Origin of the sequence: unidentified bacterial endosymbiont (assembly GCF_918797525.1) — a bacterium.
In the GTDB taxonomy this organism is placed as follows: Bacteria; Pseudomonadota; Gammaproteobacteria; order Enterobacterales; family Enterobacteriaceae; genus Enterobacter.
Map to the genome: position 1 here is coordinate 3,602,446 of NZ_OU963893.1, position 21,520 is coordinate 3,623,965.

General features: G+C 51.0%; 38 protein-coding genes and 1 tRNA gene. 27 read left to right on the forward strand and 12 right to left on the reverse strand.

What is annotated here, in order from left to right; all coding sequences use genetic code 11:
* Positions 1 to 2: 2 nt before the first annotated feature.
* From NL510_RS17215 to NL510_RS17255, 9 genes are all read right to left on the reverse strand, one after another.
* Complete coding sequence (locus NL510_RS17215; RefSeq protein ID WP_253378544.1) at positions 3 to 194, reverse strand: hypothetical protein; 192 nt, start codon at positions 192 to 194, stop codon at positions 3 to 5.
* A 2-nt stretch (positions 195 to 196) separates the two neighbouring features.
* A complete protein-coding gene (locus NL510_RS17220; protein WP_253378546.1) occupies positions 197 to 559 on the reverse strand; it encodes a hypothetical protein in 363 nt (120 codons plus the stop codon).
* Complete coding sequence (locus tag NL510_RS17225; RefSeq protein ID WP_253378548.1) at positions 556 to 1,122, reverse strand: hypothetical protein; 567 nt, start codon at positions 1,120 to 1,122, stop codon at positions 556 to 558. The genes NL510_RS17220 and NL510_RS17225 overlap by 4 nt, the downstream gene beginning before the upstream one ends.
* On the reverse strand, positions 1,119 to 1,619 hold the full coding sequence (locus NL510_RS17230; protein ID WP_253378550.1) for a hypothetical protein: 501 nt from the start codon (positions 1,617 to 1,619) through the stop codon (positions 1,119 to 1,121). The genes NL510_RS17225 and NL510_RS17230 overlap by 4 nt, the downstream gene beginning before the upstream one ends.
* Positions 1,616 to 2,188: an ArsR family transcriptional regulator gene (locus tag NL510_RS17235; protein ID WP_253378552.1), complete on the reverse strand. Its 573-nt coding sequence runs from the start codon at positions 2,186 to 2,188 to the stop codon at positions 1,616 to 1,618. Before NL510_RS17235 ends, NL510_RS17230 begins: the two co-directional genes overlap by 4 nt.
* Position 2,189: 1 nt before the next feature.
* Positions 2,190 to 2,879: a replication protein P gene (locus NL510_RS17240; protein ID WP_253378554.1), complete on the reverse strand. Its 690-nt coding sequence runs from the start codon at positions 2,877 to 2,879 to the stop codon at positions 2,190 to 2,192.
* Positions 2,876 to 3,784, reverse strand: a complete 909-nt coding sequence (locus NL510_RS17245) for a replication protein (protein ID WP_253378556.1) — start codon at positions 3,782 to 3,784, stop codon at positions 2,876 to 2,878. The genes NL510_RS17240 and NL510_RS17245 overlap by 4 nt, the downstream gene beginning before the upstream one ends.
* 33 nt (positions 3,785 to 3,817) lie before the next feature.
* Positions 3,818 to 4,132, reverse strand: coding sequence for a CII family transcriptional regulator (locus tag NL510_RS17250; RefSeq protein ID WP_253378558.1), 315 nt, complete (start codon positions 4,130 to 4,132; stop codon positions 3,818 to 3,820).
* Positions 4,133 to 4,217: 85 nt separating this feature from the next.
* Complete coding sequence (locus NL510_RS17255; RefSeq protein ID WP_253378560.1) at positions 4,218 to 4,406, reverse strand: Cro/CI family transcriptional regulator; 189 nt, start codon at positions 4,404 to 4,406, stop codon at positions 4,218 to 4,220.
* Positions 4,407 to 4,509: 103 nt separating this feature from the next.
* Here NL510_RS17255 and NL510_RS17260 point away from each other — a divergent pair, with 103 nt between their 5' ends.
* The 3 genes from NL510_RS17260 to NL510_RS17270 all read left to right on the forward strand — a co-directional run bounded on the left by NL510_RS17260 (position 4,510) and on the right by NL510_RS17270 (position 6,826).
* Positions 4,510 to 5,220 carry a LexA family protein gene (locus tag NL510_RS17260; RefSeq protein ID WP_253378562.1) on the forward strand — a complete coding sequence of 237 codons (711 nt, stop codon included), beginning with the start codon at positions 4,510 to 4,512 and terminating at the stop codon, positions 5,218 to 5,220.
* A 107-nt stretch (positions 5,221 to 5,327) separates the two neighbouring features.
* Positions 5,328 to 6,011, forward strand: coding sequence for a HipA family kinase (locus tag NL510_RS17265; protein ID WP_366518886.1), 684 nt, complete (start codon positions 5,328 to 5,330; stop codon positions 6,009 to 6,011).
* Positions 6,008 to 6,826, forward strand: a complete 819-nt coding sequence (locus tag NL510_RS17270) for a DUF3037 domain-containing protein (protein WP_253378566.1) — start codon at positions 6,008 to 6,010, stop codon at positions 6,824 to 6,826. The genes NL510_RS17265 and NL510_RS17270 overlap by 4 nt, the downstream gene beginning before the upstream one ends.
* Positions 6,827 to 6,971: 145 nt before the next feature.
* Here the strand turns inward: NL510_RS17270 and NL510_RS17275 are convergent, their stop codons facing one another.
* Complete coding sequence (locus tag NL510_RS17275) at positions 6,972 to 7,175, reverse strand: hypothetical protein (protein ID WP_253378574.1); 204 nt, start codon at positions 7,173 to 7,175, stop codon at positions 6,972 to 6,974.
* Positions 7,176 to 7,672: 497 nt separating this feature from the next.
* Positions 7,673 to 7,903, reverse strand: coding sequence for an ECs_2282 family putative zinc-binding protein (locus NL510_RS17280; protein ID WP_436298461.1), 231 nt, complete (start codon positions 7,901 to 7,903; stop codon positions 7,673 to 7,675).
* A gap of 273 nt (positions 7,904 to 8,176) precedes the next feature.
* Between NL510_RS17280 and NL510_RS17285 the strand changes: the two genes are divergently transcribed.
* From NL510_RS17285 to NL510_RS17390, 22 genes are all read left to right on the forward strand, one after another.
* Positions 8,177 to 8,350: a hypothetical protein gene (locus tag NL510_RS17285; RefSeq protein WP_253378578.1), complete on the forward strand. Its 174-nt coding sequence runs from the start codon at positions 8,177 to 8,179 to the stop codon at positions 8,348 to 8,350.
* Positions 8,351 to 8,352: 2 nt separating this feature from the next.
* Positions 8,353 to 8,568 carry a hypothetical protein gene (locus NL510_RS17290; RefSeq protein WP_253378580.1) on the forward strand — a complete coding sequence of 72 codons (216 nt, stop codon included), beginning with the start codon at positions 8,353 to 8,355 and terminating at the stop codon, positions 8,566 to 8,568.
* Positions 8,565 to 8,723, forward strand: a complete 159-nt coding sequence (locus NL510_RS17295) for a hypothetical protein (RefSeq protein WP_253378582.1) — start codon at positions 8,565 to 8,567, stop codon at positions 8,721 to 8,723. The genes NL510_RS17290 and NL510_RS17295 overlap by 4 nt, the downstream gene beginning before the upstream one ends.
* Entirely contained in the window at positions 8,720 to 8,950 is a 231-nt protein-coding gene (locus tag NL510_RS17300) for a hypothetical protein (RefSeq protein ID WP_253378586.1), read from the forward strand. Before NL510_RS17295 ends, NL510_RS17300 begins: the two co-directional genes overlap by 4 nt.
* Positions 8,950 to 9,159: a cell division protein FtsZ gene (locus NL510_RS17305; RefSeq protein WP_253378588.1), complete on the forward strand. Its 210-nt coding sequence runs from the start codon at positions 8,950 to 8,952 to the stop codon at positions 9,157 to 9,159. Before NL510_RS17300 ends, NL510_RS17305 begins: the two co-directional genes overlap by 1 nt.
* A gap of 70 nt (positions 9,160 to 9,229) precedes the next feature.
* Complete coding sequence (locus NL510_RS17310) at positions 9,230 to 10,201, forward strand: hypothetical protein (protein ID WP_253378590.1); 972 nt, start codon at positions 9,230 to 9,232, stop codon at positions 10,199 to 10,201.
* Positions 10,202 to 10,209: 8 nt separating this feature from the next.
* Positions 10,210 to 10,407, forward strand: a complete 198-nt coding sequence (locus NL510_RS17315) for a hypothetical protein (RefSeq protein WP_001303341.1) — start codon at positions 10,210 to 10,212, stop codon at positions 10,405 to 10,407.
* Complete coding sequence (locus NL510_RS17320) at positions 10,404 to 10,562, forward strand: phage-type recombination accessory function protein (protein WP_253378592.1); 159 nt, start codon at positions 10,404 to 10,406, stop codon at positions 10,560 to 10,562. Before NL510_RS17315 ends, NL510_RS17320 begins: the two co-directional genes overlap by 4 nt.
* Positions 10,559 to 11,284 (forward strand): Rad52/Rad22 family DNA repair protein, encoded by a 726-nt coding sequence (locus NL510_RS17325; RefSeq protein ID WP_253378594.1) that lies wholly within the window; start codon positions 10,559 to 10,561, stop codon positions 11,282 to 11,284. Before NL510_RS17320 ends, NL510_RS17325 begins: the two co-directional genes overlap by 4 nt.
* Positions 11,285 to 11,806: a single-stranded DNA-binding protein SSB1 gene (gene ssb1 / locus NL510_RS17330; RefSeq protein WP_253378596.1), complete on the forward strand. Its 522-nt coding sequence runs from the start codon at positions 11,285 to 11,287 to the stop codon at positions 11,804 to 11,806.
* An 81-nt stretch (positions 11,807 to 11,887) separates the two neighbouring features.
* Positions 11,888 to 12,580, forward strand: a complete 693-nt coding sequence (locus NL510_RS17335; RefSeq protein ID WP_253378598.1) for a 3'-5' exonuclease — start codon at positions 11,888 to 11,890, stop codon at positions 12,578 to 12,580.
* A 25-nt stretch (positions 12,581 to 12,605) separates the two neighbouring features.
* Complete coding sequence (locus tag NL510_RS17340) at positions 12,606 to 12,758, forward strand: DUF1317 family protein (protein ID WP_023306344.1); 153 nt, start codon at positions 12,606 to 12,608, stop codon at positions 12,756 to 12,758.
* Positions 12,755 to 14,572 (forward strand): phage N-6-adenine-methyltransferase, encoded by a 1,818-nt coding sequence (locus NL510_RS17345; protein ID WP_253378600.1) that lies wholly within the window; start codon positions 12,755 to 12,757, stop codon positions 14,570 to 14,572. The genes NL510_RS17340 and NL510_RS17345 overlap by 4 nt, the downstream gene beginning before the upstream one ends.
* Positions 14,569 to 14,787 (forward strand): hypothetical protein, encoded by a 219-nt coding sequence (locus NL510_RS17350; protein WP_253378603.1) that lies wholly within the window; start codon positions 14,569 to 14,571, stop codon positions 14,785 to 14,787. Before NL510_RS17345 ends, NL510_RS17350 begins: the two co-directional genes overlap by 4 nt.
* A 91-nt stretch (positions 14,788 to 14,878) precedes the next feature.
* On the forward strand, positions 14,879 to 15,097 hold the full coding sequence (locus tag NL510_RS17355) for a TraR/DksA family transcriptional regulator (RefSeq protein ID WP_253378605.1): 219 nt from the start codon (positions 14,879 to 14,881) through the stop codon (positions 15,095 to 15,097).
* 1 nt (position 15,098) lies between these two features.
* A complete protein-coding gene (locus tag NL510_RS17360) occupies positions 15,099 to 15,755 on the forward strand; it encodes an AP2/ERF family transcription factor (protein ID WP_253378607.1) in 657 nt (218 codons plus the stop codon).
* Entirely contained in the window at positions 15,755 to 16,252 is a 498-nt protein-coding gene (locus NL510_RS17365; RefSeq protein WP_045286666.1) for a class I SAM-dependent methyltransferase, read from the forward strand. Before NL510_RS17360 ends, NL510_RS17365 begins: the two co-directional genes overlap by 1 nt.
* The gene (locus NL510_RS17370) at positions 16,230 to 16,469 is read left to right on the forward strand and encodes a DUF4222 domain-containing protein (protein WP_063961319.1); all 240 of its coding nucleotides are present in this window, start codon (positions 16,230 to 16,232) and stop codon (positions 16,467 to 16,469) included. Before NL510_RS17365 ends, NL510_RS17370 begins: the two co-directional genes overlap by 23 nt.
* 9 nt (positions 16,470 to 16,478) lie before the next feature.
* On the forward strand, positions 16,479 to 16,835 hold the full coding sequence (locus NL510_RS17375) for a DUF551 domain-containing protein (protein WP_253378627.1): 357 nt from the start codon (positions 16,479 to 16,481) through the stop codon (positions 16,833 to 16,835).
* Positions 16,836 to 17,026: 191 nt separating this feature from the next.
* Positions 17,027 to 17,227 (forward strand): hypothetical protein, encoded by a 201-nt coding sequence (locus NL510_RS17380; RefSeq protein WP_253378629.1) that lies wholly within the window; start codon positions 17,027 to 17,029, stop codon positions 17,225 to 17,227.
* An 8-nt stretch (positions 17,228 to 17,235) separates the two neighbouring features.
* Positions 17,236 to 17,571: a helix-turn-helix domain-containing protein gene (locus tag NL510_RS17385; RefSeq protein ID WP_253378631.1), complete on the forward strand. Its 336-nt coding sequence runs from the start codon at positions 17,236 to 17,238 to the stop codon at positions 17,569 to 17,571.
* Positions 17,454 to 18,611, forward strand: coding sequence for a tyrosine-type recombinase/integrase (locus NL510_RS17390; RefSeq protein ID WP_253384988.1), 1,158 nt, complete (start codon positions 17,454 to 17,456; stop codon positions 18,609 to 18,611). Before NL510_RS17385 ends, NL510_RS17390 begins: the two co-directional genes overlap by 118 nt.
* A gap of 15 nt (positions 18,612 to 18,626) precedes the next feature.
* On the opposite strand, the gene NL510_RS17395 is transcribed toward NL510_RS17390, so the two are convergent.
* Positions 18,627 to 18,703: transfer RNA gene (locus NL510_RS17395), tRNA-Arg, on the reverse strand.
* A 641-nt stretch (positions 18,704 to 19,344) separates the two neighbouring features.
* Here NL510_RS17395 and NL510_RS17400 point away from each other — a divergent pair.
* Positions 19,345 to 20,061, forward strand: coding sequence for a helix-turn-helix transcriptional regulator (locus NL510_RS17400; RefSeq protein ID WP_253384990.1), 717 nt, complete (start codon positions 19,345 to 19,347; stop codon positions 20,059 to 20,061).
* An 807-nt stretch (positions 20,062 to 20,868) separates the two neighbouring features.
* Positions 20,869 to 21,501 (forward strand): fimbria biosynthesis transcriptional regulator FimZ, encoded by a 633-nt coding sequence (gene fimZ, locus NL510_RS17405; protein ID WP_253378634.1) that lies wholly within the window; start codon positions 20,869 to 20,871, stop codon positions 21,499 to 21,501.
* Positions 21,502 to 21,520 lie beyond the last annotated feature (19 nt).

Sequence of the window (21,520 nt, forward strand, 5' to 3'; positions counted from 1 at the left end):
GGCTACTTAACCTCAATCTCAACGTTTCGCAACTTAAGCTCTGCCGGCAGGTCTGATTTGCCAGTTAATGCCAGAGCAAGGTTTTCTGGAGTCATCAGAGCGGTGATTGTTTTCCCCATCGCCAGACGAATGATTAGCCTGATTTCTTTGTCATCAGCAGCACCAGGCCGAACTATTGATATCTGCGCTTCCATGCTCAGTCTCCTTTACCGGCGGCTGTGTCGATACCAGCAGCGGACAAGGCAATGATGAATGCCTCTTTCAAATCTGCAATCTGCCTGTCTTTAGCTTCCAGCGCATCTTTTGTCTCTTTGAGCTTTTTATTCATCCGATCGTGTTCGTCAACTATTTTGCGCACCTCGCGCAGTAGATTTTCCTCAGACCTCTCCAGCGCTTCTCGGAATACGCGCATACTAACCACTTTCTGAGGTAGCTCGCTGACGTAATGCAGTGGCGTGAAGAGTTCACGACGGGCAATGCGAGCAGCCACAATGAGCAGGATGTTTCCTGATTCGCGCGCTGATTCAGCAGTCAACGCCTGTTTGTCGATGTTGCTCATTGGGCGGCCTCCCGGCTATCTGCGAGCACTAAGCGCCCATCACAAAGCGCCTTGATGATTTCCTGATACTCCCACCCGAAGTACATGCTCTCGACGTAGACCCGCAGAGGAGGATAATCATGCTGCTTACGGCGAATGAAAGCCTCCGCTGCTTCACGGGTAAGATGAGCGTTGATGTTCTGCCACTCTTTACGAGTTCCGCAGACAGTGTGGCCGTCAAGGTCAGCCAGCACTTCCCACTGAGCGTCTTCGTCGAGATCGGTAAATGCTGTATCGCACTTGTCAATGCAGAAGGCGTTTAACTCTTCCTGCTGCTGTTCATCCAGATCGTCCCAATATTCTTGCGGGCTATCCCATTCGCAGTCTTCGACATGGACTATCTTCGATTCTCCGAACTCCTCCGCCAAGCCATAAATGGTTGCCTGCTTCTGAACCATGAAAATTGGATCGGCGGTGGCATGACGATTAACCCCCTCGCCGCGATGGTGATACTTCAAACGCTCAATGAAATCTGCGAATGTTTCCGGCGTTAATTTCGCGCCGTCTGCGATAGAGTTGCTCATGACTGCACTCCTTTGCGAAGCTGGGCGGCGATGTCTTCGAGTACGCCATCAGCGAACGAGCGATCGAAATCCCCCTCCGGCGCATTAGCCATAAACTCTGTAGATGTGAGAATCATCCGCGCGATGTCAGCCGCGTTTTTCGCCGTGTCGTCGATAAAACCCGCATCCCATGCGGCCAGCATCCGGTTAGCAACAAAGTGAGCGCCTTCCTTGTGGGCCTGAGCCCGCACTCCAGCCAGAAAAGCGTCGGTCTCTGGGGTTTCCATTGAGCGATAAAGTGCAATGATATCGTCTGTTTCGCTCGGCTCTTCATGTGAGCAATTTGGACACACAGTAATGGATCCAGCGTGCTGCTCAATAAGCTCCTTCAGCTCCTCATTCTCCGCAGCCAGCGCAGCGGCTTCATTACGAACCTTACGTAGTTCCAGAACAGCAGCACGGAACTCGCGCTGTGACTCTGCAAGCTTCTGCTCTAACTCTTCATAACTCGGTTTCATGCTCTCACCCCGTATACGCTTAAAATTCGTTTCATCACCGCACTGTTGCGGCACTCCTGGCAGATCACGTTCACCGAATCAGCACGACGGCCGGCTTTCTTTTTTGCCTGCGCCAGCGAATAAACGCGGTGACCTTTCGGACCTTCAAACTTCAGCTCACCAGAGTTGACCATCACCGAAATAACGCTGGAGATGCTCCGGTAACTGGTACCCATGGCTTCAGCAATTTGAGCTGCTCCCAGTTTGCTGCCATCACTCAGTACAGACGCGATCCGCACCGGATAGCTGTCATCGCTTACTCGTCGCGCTGCCGCACTGCTGAATGCGCCATTCATCGCCCGGTTTTTCAGATGGAGAGCGCCTGCGCCTTTTCGCCATTCCTGATAGTCAGCTTCACTGGAGAAGTAGCCGAAGCCCGCCATGCTGAAAATCAGACCCAGACCGCGTAGTGCAGCGACTTCCCGATCGAGGCCCTTACCACTAATGCCAATCACCACAATGAGGTCAGCGCGCTTAACAGGCTGGTTAGCGGCCACGTAATCAACGATGCGTTGTTTTAAGCTATCCATCTCACACCATCCCGTTCGACTTGTTGCGGTTGTACTTCGCCTGGAGTAACTGGATCGGCGTCGGCCCGTGCTGGGCAGCCGGCGCCGCAATTGCCCGGCGTACCGGCGGCACTGGCTTACCCTCAGTGACACGCTTCTCCCACATATCCAGCAGATCACCCGCCTCGCGTGCCAGCTCACCATGAGTCAACTGGCGCTCTGTGCTGCGGTGGCGCAGTTCGACGCAGATGTGGTACATGACCGGCTGCGACCAGGGGTATTGTTCGCTGGAAGTGAACTCGAACGAACGGTTACGCCAGTCCCAGTATTCGGCGATCACCTGGTCAACGGTGATACCCAGCGCCCCGCCGCTCTGCTTGCACCATGCGACGAACTGGCCCGGCGATGGCAGGAATGGGCGCTCCTGGCGGCGGGCAATGCGCATGCCGGCATCGACCTGGGCCATTGAGTGGATCCCGTTCTCCTGGAACGCCAGCAGCCACTGACGGCGGAATTCGTTCAGGTCGTCCTGGCTACGGAAGTTCGCCATGCTGGCCGGGAATGCGGCGCGCAGCTCGTTGAACAGCTTGTTGAATACCTGCGCAACCTGCTCGACCGGCGCGCGCTCCTGGTAATGCTCTGGCAGGTTATGGGCCATGCGGCTCATCTGCTCGCGGTCGTGGTTACGCATCTGCTCTGCAAGAGATTTCATCGGATCACCCCGTAGGCCCAGTCAGTGTTGTTGAAGTCCAGGTCTGGCTTAGCGGCGCGCTGCTCGCCACCAGCATTGCGCTGCATCGTCAGCTTGTCCCACTGCTTGCGCAGGCTTTCAGGGCTGAGGATGTTGGTCTGCCAGAAGTGGTGTTTGCTGGCCCAGTCGTACAGCGCGCAGATGTCCTGGTGCGACCGGTTATCAATCTGGCGCATCAGGCGAACGGTGTTAGACCAGGAGGTTATGTCCGGGGCTTTGCAGGTTGGGTTAATCAGCTTTACCCTGGCAGATATCCATTGGGCGGTTTTTTGGTCTTCAGCCGATCCCCACTTCGCACCGGATGGTGTGTAGACTGCAGCTTCAGGATGAGCTGATAAAAATTTCTTCAGACGTGCGTCGGAGGATTCGTCAGAATTCCCGGACGAAGATCTTTTAATACTGTTCTTGTTCTTGTATTGGGTGTCTACCGTTTTCGGGAAGGTTATTCCTGATTTCGGGAAGGATTTTCCCGTTTTCGGGAATTTTCTTCCCGTTTCCGGTTTGTCTAAAATCCAGGCTGAAAGGTCAGTATTTACACCGACAATTTTCATCATTCCTTGCTTCTGAGAGAAGATGATTTTGCGCTCAGCGAGTGACTTAAGAGCGTCGGAAACATGGGTATCACTCAGGCCCGTAAGCTCTGCGATTACCGTATTCGTAACGCGGTCCTGTTTCTTGTTCCAGCCGTAGGTAAGCCAGATCACCGCCTCGAAACACTGCCATTCCCGACCTGACAATCTCAGGCGAGGCTTAAGCTGCTGGATCTCGTTAGCGACTTTGGTATACCCGTTCGACAGGTCGGCCATACGACCTCCCGTTTTTTCGGTATTGGTTGGGAAATTGATAATTTCAGCAGTATTTGACATACTTACTCCCGTTACTTGGCGTAACACAGTGTGTTAGAAATCCATACTGATCTGGTCTGAGCGCTCTGTTACCGCAGGGCGCTTTTTCTTTCCCAATCCCCTTTCCTCCAGCAAGTCAGCCAGCCCAACCACAACACGAGATATGTCGTCGTCAGTAATGGCGTAACCAATGAATTCCAGAAGCGCAGCCATGCGAGGGATGTAATGCTTCTTCCATTGAGTGACCGATGACTTGTTCACTCCGAGATGCTCAGCGACCTGAGTGGTACCGAGAATCGCGATTCGGTTGAGGATCCAGCTCTCAATTTTTCGAGCGCTGGTCTTGTTGCGTGTTGTTAAGTCTTCCATTAGTTAAAATCCTTAATAAGTTGTTGAGTCGGCTGATTACTCAGCCGGTTTAATTGGGTTCCAGATTGTTAAAGAGCGGTGGTGCTTACGGGGATTTGCTGTGCGGGAACGGCTTAATCTCTTCAGCCTTAATCTTCCCGCCTGGCAGTTTTTTGATAAAAATCTGACGCCCAACCCTAATTGCCTTGCTGATTGCCGTCTGGTGTACACCGATAGCGTCAGCTGCTTTGGCCTGGCCGACTTCGCCAACAAACTCAGCTAAAGAAATCTTCATGTGGTTGCTCCTTTGAGTGCATAAGCAAACAATACCATAAGTATTACATAAAGCAATACCTGCGGTATTTTTAAAATATGAGATTTGGTATTAATATTTGAAAATGGAAAAGAAAAAGATTCTCACCCCTGCTCAAGTGGCTGATTCACAGCGCCTCAAAGCCATTTACGAAGCGAAGAAGAAAGAGCTGGGTATTACTCAGCAATCCATTGCGGATGCGCTGGACATATCCCAGGGTGCTGTCGGCCACTACTTGAATGGAAGGAATGCTTTAAATACATCTGTAGCATCTGTATTTGCCCGGGTTCTCAGGGTTAGCGTATCTGATTTCAGTCCGACTTTAGCGAAAGACATCTCAGATATGAGTTCGGTAGCATCCGAAAATACTTCTTTCGCCGGACATTATTCCACGGGATCAAAGTATCCAGTATTAAGCAGGGTTCAGGCTGGCGCGTGGTGTGAGGCTGTTGAGCCATACACTCTGAAAGATATCGACTTGTGGCTTGAGTCTGATGCTCACATTCAGGGTGAGGCTTTCTGGCTACAGGTGGATGGTGACTCAATGACTGCGCCGGCAGGACTGAGCATTCCTGAGGGTACATTCGTTCTTTTTGATATGGGCCGCGAGGCGATAAGCGGCAGTCTGGTGATAGCAAAGCTATCCGATTCGAACGAGGCGACGTTTAAAAAATTGGTGATCGATGGGGCGCAGAAGTACCTGAAGGGGCTGAACCCGCAGTGGCCTCTTGTGCCAGTGAATGATAGCTGTCGAATTATCGGTGTTGCTGTAGAGACGAAGCTGCGGCTGGTTTAAGGGCTGAAACAGGCTTTTGATAGCGGAAAGGCGTACATCAGGGAGCATAGGTTTTGCAAAATAATTATCTGCCCGTTACGGCCTATACAAGACGAATGAATGATGGGATGACACAGCCTTTCCTATGCACTTGTCAGGATGGGTTCGCTTACATAGTCAAGGGAAGGCCAAAACTACGTCAAAGGGAGCTTGTGGCTGAATACGTCTCAGCTTATCTTGCAAAAAAGATTGGTCTAACATGCCCTGATTTTTGTATTGTGGAAGTTGGTCAAGAGATTATCGAATTCATGCCGGATCTGCGTGGGGAGCTTTCGCCCGGGCCAGCATTTGCCACAAGATTCGTCGAGAATGCATCAACGATTAACATTCAGCAGGCTCGTAATGCAGTTAACCTACAAGATCAAAAAAAGATTTACTTCTTTGATAGATGGATAAAAAACGCTGACAGATCCCTTACAGTAATTGGGGGAAACGTAAATATAATTTTCGACACAGTCAATAATAGGCATTTCCTGATTGACCACAATCTGGCCTTCGCTCACGATACAACTAATGATGAGTATGATGTCCATGTATACTCTCCAAAATGTAGAGACTGGGTCTATGACATAATCGATGAGCCTGAGCTTATGGATCTAGCAAATGATGCCATTGACACTTTAGGAGAGGCGTTCAATCAGATACCTGATGAGTGGTTTTTATCTGATGAAGAACGCGAACGTTTGCAGAGTGAGATCATGGCCTGCCTAAGCAGGGTAAGAAGCAAAGAATTTTGGAGTAACATCACATGACCACGCCATGCCTATACAGCATAATTAGATATGCGCCGTATGCTGAGACCGAGGAGTTTGCAAACATCGGTGTGGTTCTCTGCGCTCCAAAGTTAGGACAATTTCACTACCAGTTAACTCAAGGAAACAACGCCAGAGTAAAAAATTTCTTCCAAGACGAGATAATCTTTCCGCATGCGAAAGATGCAATCGCAAGAGAAATGAAATTTGCTCAAGAGCAAAGCTGTCAGTTTTTGACGCCGGAAAAATTGGCTAATTTTTTCAATTACATGGTTGCTAAAAAAGAATCAATTGTTCATTTCAGCCCTGCCAGAGTCATAATGTCTGACCGACCGCAGGAAGTGACATCTGAGCTGTTCAATAAGTATGTAAATCACTCAGAAATAACAAAAGAATCTCGTGAGGCCATCCTTACTAGAGAGCTAAAAAATCGTTTCTCCCATTATAACGACCTCAAGAATGCATTTAGAAAAGAAACGCTTGGCGGTGAATTGACACGGTTCTCTATACCCTTTGTGGCTCGGCAAGATGGAGAAATTCTATGCGCTATCAAACCACTGGCATTCACTCAAGATAAGCCAGAAAAAATGATGGAACACTGTGACTCTTGGACGGCAAAGGTTTTGCGTGCTGCCAGTGAGAAAATTTTATCAGTCTCTAATGTTTTGTTTACGATAGATCCACCATCCAAACCAAGTGACGTGGAAGTAAAGGCGATGCGTGAGATTCGCAAGACTTTTGATGATAAAGGAATACAGCATATAGAACACAAAGATGAGTCATCAATTATCAGCTTTGTCAGACAGGCTATCTAATCCAGCCCGGCCACCGCGCCGGGTTTTCTTTGCCTGCCGATCCCCATAACGACAGCACCCGCCCACCAGTATAAGCTATTGATAATTAACGGATACCGGATGATGCGGCGCCCACTTGCCCGCCAGCAGGTCACCACCACGATCCCTACTCTTTCGGCAAGCTCAGCACATCAATAGCCAGCTCTACAGCCAGATCCACATCATCCTCCTGCCATAGCACCTGAATCATCTCTATCAGCGCCTCACGTGACGGCTCGCGCTGCTCTACCAGCACCTGCATGACCGCCAAACCCAGCACCTCAACCACCTGCGGGTGCATCTCCGCGAAAAATCTATCTTCATACGACATACCCAGTCCTCAATGATGTTTTTTTCAGCATATCACCGGCATTTACAAAAATAAAATCACTTCAATTTCATATTCTTAGTATTAAACCATGATTTATTAATACTGGCGGTATTGCTAAATGTTAATACCTCTAGTATTTTTAATCCATCGAAACGAAACATCGACAGCTGAGCGAAGTTAGCCAGCGGCGGACAGCAAGTCGCCTGCTCATTAAGAATTCAGTCAAGCAGCAAATCACCCGGAGCGCTCCTGGCAAATTGAAATGGCGCCCAATGGGATTGAGGCAGGTGTGTAACGCGTGGCGGTTATAGCACACGAAGAGGACTCCGCACCGGAATGGTTTGCTGCTCAGTTCCCGAACATCGGGGAATCTTTATCAGCAGCTCTTTGCGAGGGGCTGACGATAAATGAATAGAAGTAGGTGGCAAAAAATAGCGTCCGCACAGGTTAATGCGAACGCCAGTTAAGTGTTAAATCTGATTACCTGTCTAAAACCACTAAAACTTCCAGTCAATCCCTTTAAGTGAATTTCTGAGCATGTCATCAAGTTTGTTTTTAACAGGGTCTGTGGCCTTACTTAAAAAATCATCTTTAGTGATTTCTCGACCACAATCTTCGCAACTGACTCCTGTGAAGTATCTATCAAATTCATAATTTTCGAACTTATTGGACATCTCACTTCCACAGTCCGGGCACACGGTATGTAAGATTGGCATAAAAATATCCATTTTATAAATATGGGTATTAAAAAGGTTAGACGAATTTTTGCTGTTGTGGAATAGCAGGAAAGCGTCTGCCGGGCGTGGCTAAACATCCCGGCACTAATTCAAATTGAGGCTGCCTGATGGCGGCCTTTTTAATACCTCATACCTCAGTCGCTTCACCGAGGCGGCTTAGTTATGACAACCGGCGGCAATCCACCGCCCATTGAAACACTGAATAAATGCGTTGAAGTCTTGTATTAACCGTTCGGCGGCGCGGCCTTAAGCGCGGAGATGATTATGAAAAATATAACTGTTTTAGATAACGAAGAATTTAAATCCTCAGTTGAAGCCGTGATGAAATACCTGGCTGAAAATCATCACCCACATACCAAGGTCATCATCGACAGCGATAGTGCTGAACTGGTTGAAGGCCTAGCAACCCACCGCACTGAAAAATTCATTAAGGATTAATCATGGATAAGTCCTTAGTCACAGTTCACCCAACTACTGAAGCTAACTGGCATAATAAGAACGTTCGCACCGAAGGGATGCTCCTCCGCGACTATTTCGCGGCTAAGGCCATGCAGGCCAGATTATCCAACCCGCAATGGATAGCCAGTGATGAGCGTACTGCGTTGGATGCTTACCAAGTCGCAGACGCAATGCTCCGCGCCCGGGAGGCATCATGACAGTCACCCACAACGGCAAGCAGTACACCGCCAAAAAGCTCAACGATAACGAGTGGCAGCTGACGTCGGTATCTAACCCGCGCGATAAGCTGACAATGAACCGATGGAACATGAAACTGGCAGGGTTACTTGAGCAGATGGAGAAGCAATCATGACGGTAATTGTTGAATGCACTGAAAGTAATGGAAATTGGACTGTCGGTCACCGCTACGCGGGAAGATTAGGACCGGGAGGTTTTTTGTACCTCAAAGATGATGATCAAGAAGATGACTTTGAGTGGTCTGCCGACTCCTTCCAGAAATACGGTAGTGAAACCGATGAATTTGAAACAATTTGGTTTCTGAATGGCATCGATGGAGTAGCGTTTAGGGAGGTGGAATAATGCTCAGTCATTACGGAACGACTCCAATTATTCGCCAGTGCGTCACGCCCGGCATGATGGCAATGCATGAAGGCCGAACCTATCGCGTCTCAGCAGTCATTCAGGAGCGCAAATGGGTGTACCTGCACACCGATGCAGAAATCATCCGCCTCAGTGACTGCGTGATTGATGTCCTTCTGGACGGTCACGGCAACCCTATCCAGCACTAACCACCCTATTCAACCGATCGGCCTGGCTCAATGCGGGCGGGATCTGCACATCCAAATTTCAGGAGAAACCATGAGCGAAGTAACGGACTTAACTGTCATCGAAATCAAGCCGGAGCAGGCGCCAGTACTTTACGTATCGGGCGGCCTTGATGCTTACCTCGAACAGATCCGCCAGGCGGTAAACGAAGTGCCGGACCTGTCCACGAAGAAAGGTCGTGACCGTGTCGCCTCTCTGGCGGCGCAGGTATCACGCAGCAAGACGGCAATTGAAAAGCCGGGCCGTGAGTACCTGAAGCGACTGAAAGAGGCTGTCCGTCCTGCTGAGGCCGAAATTAAGCGTTTCGTTGATGCCTGCGACGAGCTACGCGATGCCACCCGCCGACCACTCACCGAATGGGAAGCCGAGCAGGAACGCATTAAGGCTGAAGAAGCCATGAACGCGCTGCACACCGAAGCGTTGGTGATGAACGAAGAGTTCGACCACCAGCTCGCCGCGCAGATCGAAGCAGACCACGAAATGGCTCTGCTGATGAATGACAAGTTTGACCGTGACCGCGAAGAGCTACGCCGCCGGGCGGAACAGGCTCAGCGTGAACGTGACGAACGGCTGAAGCAGGAAGCGGCAGAACAAGCCCGCCGCGATGCCGAAGCGAAGCATAAAGCAGAGATTGAAGCCGCAGCGCGCCGTGAAGCTGATGAGAAAGCACGCGCAGAGCTGGCTGAGCGCCAGCGCATTGAAGCAGAACAGCGTGCGGCTCGTGAGAAGCAGGAAGCGGAAGCTAGGGCAGAACGCGAAAAAGCTGCGGCAGTGGAAGCCGAGCGCCTTAAGGCAAAGCAGGCAGACGAAGCCCGCCTAGCTGAGCAGAAGCGCATCGCCGACGAACAGGCAAAACGTGAAGCTGACGTTAAGCACCGCAAGACGGTCGGAACTAACATCGTTAACGCGCTCACCTGCCACACCAGCATTACGCGTGAACAGGCTATTGAGGTACTGACAGCTATCAAGGATGAGCTCATTCCAAGCACAAAAATTAACTACTGAGGTGAATCATGAATATTACATGCGAGTGCGTAGATATGCGCACGTCCGTCGGCCCCCACAACACCATCAAAGTAGAGATGGAAGGCGTTGTGCTGGCCGGTACCGTTAAAACCCGTGACGTACTACCCCAGCTCGACGGCGCAGAAGTCATCGAGTGGCTGGCTGAACAGGGATACGTCATCACTCATCAGGAGCGTGCAGCATGACGGCGGCAGAACGGTGGGATGAAGAGTCTTTCCTGCGCCTTATGCGCGACGAGCTGCCGGAAAAGCCGGAGGGTGATGACGAGCCAGTCAACCTGGACGCTGAGCGGCAGAACCCGGTCATTAGTTGGGATGAATTTGCGGGGAACTACACATGAACCTTGATGATTTAAATGCGCCATTTGCCAGTGAGGATATTGAGTGGCGCATTCAGCAGGTGGGAAAAAACAATAACGGCATCTGGGCAAAGGTGCTGGCCTACGTAACCAACCGCGCAATCATGAAGCGCCTGGATGAAGTCTGCGGCAAGGCTGGCTGGCGTAACGAGTACCGAGATATTCCGAACAATGGCGGCGTTGAGTGCGGTATTTCCATCAAGGTAGAAGGCGAGTGGATCACTAAGTGGGATGCGGCAGAAAACACACAGGTTGAAGCTGTGAAAGGTGGTCGCTCTGGCGCCATGAAGCGCGCCGCCGTGCAATGGGGTATCGGTCGTTACCTCTACAACCTGGAAGAAGGCTTCGCAGTGGTTTCAGCAACGCGCGCGCCCGGGTTCCAGTACGCCAAATCAAAAGAGGTTGGCGTGTTCTACTGGAAAGCGCCATCGCTCCCCGGATGGGCATTGCCATCAGGAACACAGATTGAGCAGAACCAGCAACCTCATGATGGTCACCAGCAGGAAGACCAGGCACCTCAGTCAGTGGATGCGGACAAGATCCTCGCCGAATTCTCTGCATACGCCAGTTCGGAAAATGATAGCGACCAGCTAAAGCATCGTTATGAAGATACATGGAAATTACTGAGCGGATTTGCTGAGCACCAGGCCAAATGCAAAGACGTTACTGGTATTCGACTCAAAGAACTTAAACAGGCGGCTTAAATGGCAAAGGGCATCAACAAAGTGATCCTCGTCGGCAACCTCGGGCAAGACCCCGAGGTCCGTTATCTTCCGTCCGGAGGCGCAGTATGCAGCCTGACGCTGGCGACATCGGAGTCATGGCGAGATAAAGCCACTGGCGAGCAAAAAGAGCAAACGGAATGGCATCGCGTTGTTCTGTTCGGAAAGTTGGCTGAGGTGGCCGGAGAATACCTGCGCAAAGGCTCTCAGGTCTATATCGAGGGCCAGTTGCGCACCCGCAAATGGACAGATCAGGCTGGCGTCGAGAAGTACACCACAGAGGTGGTGGTCAACGTCGGCGGCACCATGCAGATGCTTGGTGGCCGTAATGGCGGCGGAGCACCAGCAGGTGGCGGACAGCAGCATGGCGGGTTGGGTCAGCCTCAGCAGCCACAGGGCGGCAACCAGTTCAGCGGCGGCGCACAGTCTCGCCCGCAGCAGCAGTCCGCGCCGGCACCATCTAACGAACCGCCAATGGACTTCGACGACGATATCCCGTTCTGAATGACATAAACGCTTCGAAAAAAATGTAATGACTGCTCAGCAGCCATCGCAAACCCATGCCCAAATTTCATAGGAATTATCATGAATATTTTTATCGACATCGAAACAATCCCATCGCAAGACCCAGCCGTAAAAGAAAAAATCGCTGAATCCATCACTGCTCCTGGTCAGTATAAAAAGCCTGAAAGCATTAAGGAGTGGCTGGACGCTAACCGCGAAACAGCAGCAGAGGAGGAATGGCGAAAAACCAGCTTTGATGGAGGTCGAGGACAAATCTGCGTCATATCAGCAGCCGTTGGCAACTCACCAGCACAGACATTTTATTCAGAAGACTGGGGGAACTCAGAAAGATCTCTCATTACAGAATTTTTCCAGTTCCTGAATCAAAACTATGACCCGTCACGTAACGTTCCTCCTGTTTTTGTAGGCCATAACGTTGCCGCTTTCGATCTGCGATTTATATTCCAGCGCGCCGCTGTTCTTGGCATCTCCCCACCGCGCTTTATTCCTTTCCAGGCTCGCCCATGGGACAAAGCAGTGTTCGACACGATGGTCCAGTGGGCAGGGTATAACGGAAAAGTGGGTTTGGAAAAACTCTGCGAAGTGCTCGGATTGCCTGGGAAAGGTAGTGAAATTGGTGAAGAGATTGACGGAAGCAAAGTGTGGGATTTTGTCCGCGACGGGAAGATTTCCCAGGTAGCCAAATACTGCGAAGGCGACGTTGAGCGTGTGCGAGAAATTTATAAACGCCTCAATTTCACCGAAGAAGTCTAACTCATCAGGCTTGAGGTGCATCGTTATGACTCACGCTCACGACGACATCAGGGTTGGCACTCTGTGCCTTCCCTTCATTGGTAAAGGCTGGCTAATGCCATGGGGTGAAGTGGTCAGCAATCCATTAAAGGCGCAGCGGCTCGCTGAGGAATATCGTGAAAGGCAGGAGGCGGCATGAAATACGGAAGCGTGTGCAGCGGTATCGAAGCCGCCAGCAAAGCCTGGGAACCTCTCGGCTGGAAACCTGCATGGTTCTCTGAAATCGAACCCTTCCCCTCCGCTGTTCTTGCCCAGCACTGGCCGGAAGTATCAAACCTCGGCGACATGACCAAAATCGCGGACGCGGTGCGCGCTGGTGAAGTAGAAGCGCCGGATGTTCTTGTTGGCGGTACGCCGTGCCAGGCCTTCAGCATTGCTGGTTTACGTAACGGCCTCGCCGACGCGCGCGGGCTATTAACCCTTTCTTATGTGGAGCTGGCAGATGCCATCGATGACAAGCGCCGCGAAGCCGGTGAAGAAGAAGCCATTATCGTCTGGGAAAACGTCCCCGGCGTGCTCAGCAGCAAAGACAATGCCTTCGGGTGCTTTCTGGCAGGACTTGCCGGAGAAAGCAGTGAATTGCAGCCAGCAGGGGGAAAATGGACGCACTCAGGTTGTGTGTCTGGACCAGAAAGGGTTATTGCCTGGCGCATCCTTGATGCTCAATTTTTCGGAGTGGCCCAACGACGCCGCCGTGTGTTCGTTGTCGCAAGTGCTCGAAAAGGATTCGATCCCGCAGCGGTACTTTTTGAGCTCGACAGCGTGCGCCGGGATTCTGCGCCGCGCCGAGAAACGCAAAAGGCTGTTGCCGCCCTTACTGCACGAGGCGTTGGAACGTGTGGCGCAGACGACAACCAGGCACAAGCTGGACATCTGATTGCTTTTGGCGGTGGCAATACTACCAGCCATATTGATGTGGCAACCGCCTGCACCGCGCATGGGATCAGGTTGGATTTTGATACTGAGACTTTCGCAGTGCACGGTACGCAGGATCCTGACACCAACCGAGAACTGGCGCACACTCTTGGACGCAACAACGGACAGGAAAACGCTATAGTTACTGAACCATTCACATTGGCAATCCGTGGGCGCTCAGAAGGAAGTACGGTCGAGGTGAGAAATGACGGCACAGCCAACGCGCTGTTGACGCCGAATGGCGGCCGTGCAGGCATGGGTGTAGGGGCTATCGGGTGGGGTATGCAGGTTCGCCGCCTAACACCAATTGAGTGTGAGCGCCTTCAGGGTTTTCCTGATAATCACACTCTGATCGGCTGGCGCGGAAAGGATGCTGCCGAATGCCCGGACGGCCCACGATATAAAGCCATCGGCAATAGCATGGCGGTACCTGTAATGCGCTGGATAGGTGAGCGCATCGCCGCAGCACTGCCAGTAGAGAAGTTGAATGGTGATTATGGCGGAAGTACAACACCGCTCGACCAGCGTGACCTATGGCGCACTCCGCCAGCCCTCTTCGCTTCCCTTAATGCTGAGTTCTGCTTCCAGTTGGATGCCGCTGCGGCGCCGCATAACGCGCTGTGCAGCAAATTCATCACCGCCGAGCAGAACACGCTGCAAACGCCATGGGCTTATTACCTGAATGTTCCTGGCTACGTCTGGCTCAACCCGCCATATAGCGACATCACGCCGTTTGTGAAGAAGGCCGCCGCCGAGAGCGCCAATCAGATCGGCACGGTCATGCTGGTTCCGGCAGACACATCGGTTGGCTGGTTCAGGAAAGCTATCCAGACCGCCAGCGAGGTTCGCCTCATCACCGCCGGGCGGCTGGCATTTATCAACCCGGTCACCGGTAAGCCAGTATCGGGAAATAACAAAGGGTCGATGCTCATCATCTGGCGACCGTATCCGCGTACACACTGCCACTTCGCAACTGTGGACCGGGACGAGCTGATGGCTTTCGGGGCGAAACTTCTCGCCCGCCGGGAGGCCGCATGACGCCAGAAACAGACAATGCCATCCGCGCCGCCTGCCGCCGCTGCACCGAGGAAATCCAGCAGGCCATGCGCAAGAAGCCAAAGCCTAACTGGAACGAAACGGTGCCTCCCATCATCAACAAGCATCACAAGAAAATTGAAGCTCTTGGAGTTAGCCTCCCGGAGTTCGTCGTCAAAACTGGCCGCCTTAACAAGCGGTTTGGAGCCGAACAATGACAACATCATTCCCCGGGTCGCTAAGTCGGCCTTTTTTATTGCTGGCATTCACATTCAACCAAATTAACCGACAGTTCCGGGAGCATTGACCATGGCCGACATCATCGATACCGCAGCTGAGATTGAAGAGCTTCAGCGTAACGCTGCCCTTTCCGCTCACCGGCTCAACCGCAACGCCGTATCAGCTGAACGTTGTGAAGAATTCGACGAACCAATACCGGAGCTGCGTCGCGCTGCCGTTCCCGGCTGCCAGACGTGCGTTAGTTGCGCCAATGATATCGAACTACGGTTGAAACAGGTGGGGAAATGATATGCGCGTGAAATTTGATGTTGGCGAAAAGGTGGGCATGCTCACGCTAATTGAGCCTTTCCCCAAAGATGAAAAAGGGGTTTACAAGGGTAAATTTTCCTGTGATTGCGGAAGCACTAAAATTATTCGCCTTTGTTTCGTTAAAAGTGGACACACAAAATCATGTGGCTGCTTAAAGATTGAAGCAAAAAGGACTCACGGAATGTCGAGTTCTTCAGAATATAGGATTTGGGAGTTGATGTTACATAGATGCGAAAACCCTAAAGATAAGAGATACAAGGATTATGGCGGGAGAGGAATAACTGTCTGTCATCAATGGCATGACTTCAACTCGTTTTACGCTGATATGGGCGCTCGTCCTGATGGGCTTACACTGGACCGCATCGATAATGACAAAGGGTATTCACCGGAAAATTGTCATTGGGCCACGCCATCTGAACAGCAGTTGAACAGAAGGAAATTGAAGGGAAGCAAATCTCGATTTGTTGGTGTAACTCAACGTCCATCAGGTAGGTGGTCAGCAAGGATAACTGTCAATTACAAAGACATTTATCTTGGTGATTACGATACAGAAGAAGCGGCTTCCGAGGCCTACCAGAAAGCAAAGAAAAGGGTTCTTGAAGAGTTTGAACTAATGCGTAAGCAGAGGGGGCTGTAATGCAGCAGGCAATTTTAGACATGTGCTGCGGGTCGCGCATGTTCTGGTTCGACAAGCAGGACGAGCGCGCGGTGTTCAGTGATATCCGCGCCGAACAGCATGAGCTTTGCGACGGTCGCCAGTTGGTTATTAGTCCGGACCTTATTGCCGATTTTCGCGCCCTCCCTTTTGCCGATAACACTTTTCCTGTCGTCGTGTTCGATCCGCCGCATCTCGAGCGTGTCGGCGATAACGCGTGGATGGGTAAAAAATACGGGCGGCTCAATAAAGAAACATGGCGAGATGATTTACGCGCAGGCTTCGCCGAAGCGTTCAGGGTGTTGTGGCCACACGGCGTTCTCATCTTCAAATGGAACGAAACGCAGATCCCGGTAAGCAATATCCTGGCGCTTACCGACGAGAAGCCGGTCATCTGGCAGCGCACCGGCAAGTCTGACAAAACTCACTGGGTGATCTTCGTCAAAGGTGGTCCCAATGTTCAGGATAATCCAGCCTAATACCTGGTACGCCGATCCCCACGGCGCGCCATGCAAAATCCTCCGCGCTACCCACGAAGTCATTCACTACATCAGAAACGGCCGCACCTGCATCGCCAGCATGGGTCGCTTTCAGCAAGAATTCGAGCCGCTTACTAAAGCACAGGCCGAGCGGATCGCCGAAGAAATTGAAACAGCAGAGCACCTGAAGAAGCTGCGCGCCCAGCGTGCGGCGTAAGGAGTAATTATGGCAACAATGAAACAACTCGTTGAGTCAGAAATAAGTGACTTCTTTGCTATTTTTGGCAGCCCCGGCGAGCCGGTGACTATTGAGGAGGCGCAGAAAACGCTTCTCTCACGAATTTCCCATTTGCTCAGCACCGATATGGCATGGATCAAATGCGTCGAACGTCTTCCAGAAACACATGAACAGGTTTTGGTTAACGATCTCAATGGTGAGGGCGTGCTTATTGCCTGGCGGGCTGAATGGCAGAGCGTTTCCGGCCCCACAGGAAAGTGGCAGTGGGTTTTCCAGATCGAAGGCATTGAGCATGATGACGTTCGAATCGAAGAGTGGCTTCCATACCCATCCCCTTCTGCCTGACGCAACTGATAGCCGGTTATGAGCTGGCTATTGGGTGCGAAAGCACTGCCACGTAATCCCTTTTGCCCTCCACTGTGAGGGCATTCTTTTTGGGAGTTCACCATGCAATCAAACCCCATGACCTGGCTCATCGCAGCACTTATGGCACTGGGCGCTCTCATCTCATTTCTTCACGAACCGGAATGTGTGCAATGACTGCTTTTAATGTGGGTTCATTAGTCCAGAAGAAGACCGGCGGTATACATGGCGTGGTGGATGGCCAACTGGAGCCGGAAGGCGATCACCCGAAGGCCTGGGTGCGTTGGGATGACGGTAATTATTCAGTGCACGCGGAAAACGAATTACGCGCGGCCACGCCAGACGGACCGCAGTTTTATAAAACGATGTCATAGGAGGGGAGATGGTTACAGCAGAGCCACTCACTGCGCAAAAGGCGGCAAAACTCCTGAAGGTTTCACCAAGGACTGTCTATCGGCTAATCGACTCAGGCCAGCTCGCCGGGAAGAAGATCGGGAACAAATACCGCACGACCGACGTCGCCTGTATTGCGTATTTACATGACCCACGCGATCCTGTTTCCGCGAGCGCGGGTGAACATAAAGGAGAAATTTTATGTCAATCACCCTCAGAGGCGGCGTCTGGCACTGTCATTTCGTTACGCCGTCAGGGAAAAGAATTAGACAATCTCTTGCAACGGGGGACAAGAAACAAGCGCAGGAGCTGCACGACAAGCTGAAGGCTGAAGCATGGCGGGTGGATAAAATTGGGGAACTGCAGACGAGGACGTTCGAGGAGTGTTGCATCAGGTGGATCCGCGAGAAGGAACATAAGCGGTCCCTTGATGACGATAAGACCAAAATCAAATATTTCCTGCGGCATTTCTCCGGCCGGGATATTTCAACCATCACGGCTGATCAGGTGCATGAAGCTGTTTCTAATATGGTCAACCGTAAGCATATTCAGGTCTGGGAGTCTCGACGGGACGCGGCTATACGCCGGGGGAAAGAACCGCCGTCGTATGTTGAGAAACCGGTAAGCCAGGCTACAAAGAGCCAGCACCTTTCGTTCATGCGCTCTCTGTTCAAGGCTGCGGCTAATGACTGGGGCTGGATTAAAGCGGCCCCGGTTATCAAAACCAAAAAGCCGATCAGCAAGCGCATCCGATGGCTGACCAGGGGCGAGGCAGAACGGTTAATTGCCTGCATGCCGGAGTCGATAAAGCCGGTGGTGATATTTGCGCTGGCAACCGGCCTGCGCCGCTCCAACATCATTGATCTGGAGTGGCAGCAGGTCGATATGCAGAGAAAGGTTGCATGGGTAAATCCGGAGAACGCGAAGGCGGGCAAGGCTATCGGCGTGGCTCTGAATGATACCGCATGCAGGGTGTTAAGGGATCAGATTGGTAAAAGCTCGCGATGGGTATTCGTTCACACGAAGCCATCGACGCGCCCGGATAAAACACTGACTCCGGCAGTCAGGAAAATGCGAGTGGACGACAACAGCGCCTGGCGCATTGGTCTGGTAAAAGCGGGTATTGAGGATTTCCGTTTTCACGACCTCCGGCATACCTGGGCGAGTTGGTTAATTCAGTCCGGCGTGCCGCTGTCCGTACTGCAGGAGATGGGCGGCTGGGAGTCGATCGAAATGGTGCGTCGTTATGCTCACCTGGCACCGAACCATTTAAGCGAACACGCACGGAAAATAGATGCCATTTTTGGCAACCATGACACAAATACGACACAAGGAGAAAATCAGGCTGGTTTGAAACTGGCGTAAGTGCCTGTTTCTAAATGGCACGCCCTGTAGGATTCGAACCTACGACCTACGGCTTAGAAGGCCGTTGCTCTATCCAACTGAGCTAAGGGCGCACGGAGAAGAGTAAACTTCGTGGTGGTGAAACGCCTGGAATTATACGGCCAATGACAGGTGAGTCAATGCCTTTTCCATATTCTGCGCCGATAACGGCTAGCTGATTGTAAATACGGCTGTTTTTTCGACATTTTTGTACTTTATGCTGACACAATGAGACGCTGCGAAAAGGCTTAGCGCCATTTAAGTAACGCCTTCTGTTTTCTTGCGCATTACCTCGCCACACTGGATGACGTATCCCGGCCATCTGGATGCTGGCAGATAGCAGGACAGTGTCGAGACAGCGCCAAACCTCACGTATACGCCCTGCCCTGTTACAATATTTTCATCAACCTGCCGATAACTGTCTTAACGAAGCCAGAAAGTGTCAGCGGCTAACAATCCCGGGTCTTTGCCTCTGACAGGAGGATGTTGAGAAAGCGTTAGTCCACGCACTCTTATTCTGTCGGCGAACTCTATACGGCGTCAAAATCATTAAATACGCGTTCTGGCGTTACGTGCTCCCCCTGCGCGACGGAAATGGCTTTCGCATGGCGTTCAACTCGCCGGAATGCAGGCAGGAGCCTGGCTCGGCCAGGGACAATATTGGCCGTCCTGGACATGGCCGGAGGATTAAACAGCCATCTCCAGGAGGGAGGCCATACGAATGACAGTGCGACGTTATCGTCGGCGTCGTACAGGAAGTGATACTCTGGGATTTACGTACTCGCCTTTTGCTCCCCCCTTTTTCGACCGGCTTGAATTTTTGAGTCAGTCCATAAACCTGAGCCGCAAAACGGACGCCCCCTTTATCATTCTGGTTACGGAGGATAATTTTCTGCGCACCGGGTTTCTGCACGGGCAGTTTCCGCTCAATTGCTGCTGCGACTATGCAACGCTGGAGGACGCTTTTGGCGCGCTGAGCCAGTGGCCATCTGCTCGACTGGTGGTCGATATCGAAAGTCCTGCAACGCCCCTCATCGAGAGACTGGATCAACTGCGCAGGCATAGCCTGTACCCTCCCTTTCTGGTACCACATCTGTTAATCAGCGCTGATGATTACGACACCCGTTTGTTCTGCAAAGCTTCAGGACCTTTTCATGTACTCGAACGACAACTGACCGCCGCGACGCTACAGCAGAGCCTGCTGGAGGTAAAAAGCGCGCCGTTTTTAGCTAAAGAGTGGTTCACGCGCACCGAATGGCCCATTTTGCAGGCGCTCTCACAGGGTAAGACGCTGCGTCAGATTGCTTTGATACAAAACCGCCCTTACAGCCGCATCATTTATCGCCTCAGCGGTATCCTGTCTAAACTTGGGCTGACACATCGTCAGGAATTGCTGCACCTTATCAATAACATCTCAATTCACGCTATTTAACCTATTGACTTAACTATTAATTCTTAAATGCACTTAAGAATTTACTTAGCAATAATGTTGATTTTTTGTTTAATTCTAACAATTTTGTTGAAATTACAACTATTCCTAATTACTCCACTTCTTCCATGTTAAATGTTACAGAATGGCATAAAATCAGTATTTTACTCCATCCGTCAAGAGATGAGCTGTTCCGTTAATGGGATGATAATGATGAAAAAACACGCAACTCAGCGGCGGGAATGGCGTGTGTAAAACAGAATAGGCAGCATATCCTGCTGTTCGCGTAAGGATTTTTAGCAAAGGGACGGACGTGCTTTCAAACGAAGTTATCATGCCAAATGCAGACAAATTTTGAGCCAAAGAGTGATGGCGCTCAGCCGCTGAGTCGGCTTAATTTTATTAACAACTGTTCAACATACAGGGACATCTGTCATTTTTTGTTATTACATAAAGATGAAAGGACGCGGTAAACGGAATAGCAGGAGATTTGCGCTGATTTTAAAATAATAGCGATTAAGTTCCAGAATATAATACAAACGCAAATTCCGGACTAAATTTACAGGGTTTTCGGAAAAAACTTACGCGGTATAATAGGACGCGTTTCAAATATGAATAAGAAACCCCTTTTGCCAACACCAGCCAAATGAGACAACCGCGCTGAGGCACTGATTTCTCGCTACGTTAACAAGGATGCTTTCGCTCTTCCAGGGAAAACCACCGTATAAGGATCTGCATATTTATCCTTCCGGCTTTTGAGAGTTTTTACAAAACTCAGCATAACGCTTTTAACAATCTGAGGCATAAAAAATGAAACCGGCATCCGTTATCATTATGGACGAACACCCTATTGTCAGAATGTCGATAGAAGTCCTGCTACAGAAAAATAAAAATATCGTCGTCAAACTCAAGTCCGGCGATAGCCACGAAGTACTTGACTGTATCCGCAACCATGCGATTGACCTGGTAATCCTCGACATCGAACTCACGGGGACGGATGGGTTTGCATTACTTAAAAGAATCAAATACTTAAACAAAGATATCAAGGTACTCTTCTTGTCTTCTAAGTCAGAGTCGTTTTACGCGGGGCGGGCCATCCGCGCTGGCGCAAACGGGTTTGTCAGTAAACGAAAGGATCTGGGCGAAATCTATAATGCGGTAGAGATGATCCTCACCGGCTATTCATTCTTCCCGTCGGAGACGCTGAATTTTATAAACCATCTGGGTACGCGGACCGGAGCCGCGGTAGATATGCCATTATCCAACAGGGAGGTCACGGTACTGCGTTATCTGGCGAATGGATTATCAAATAAGGAGATTGCAGAACAGCTTCTTTTAAGCAATAAGACCATCAGTGCGCACAAATCCAATATTTATTCCAAACTTGGCGTACAAAGTATCGTTGAATTAATTGACTACGCCAAAGCGCACGAGCTGCTATAAGCAAAATTCACTCCCTGCA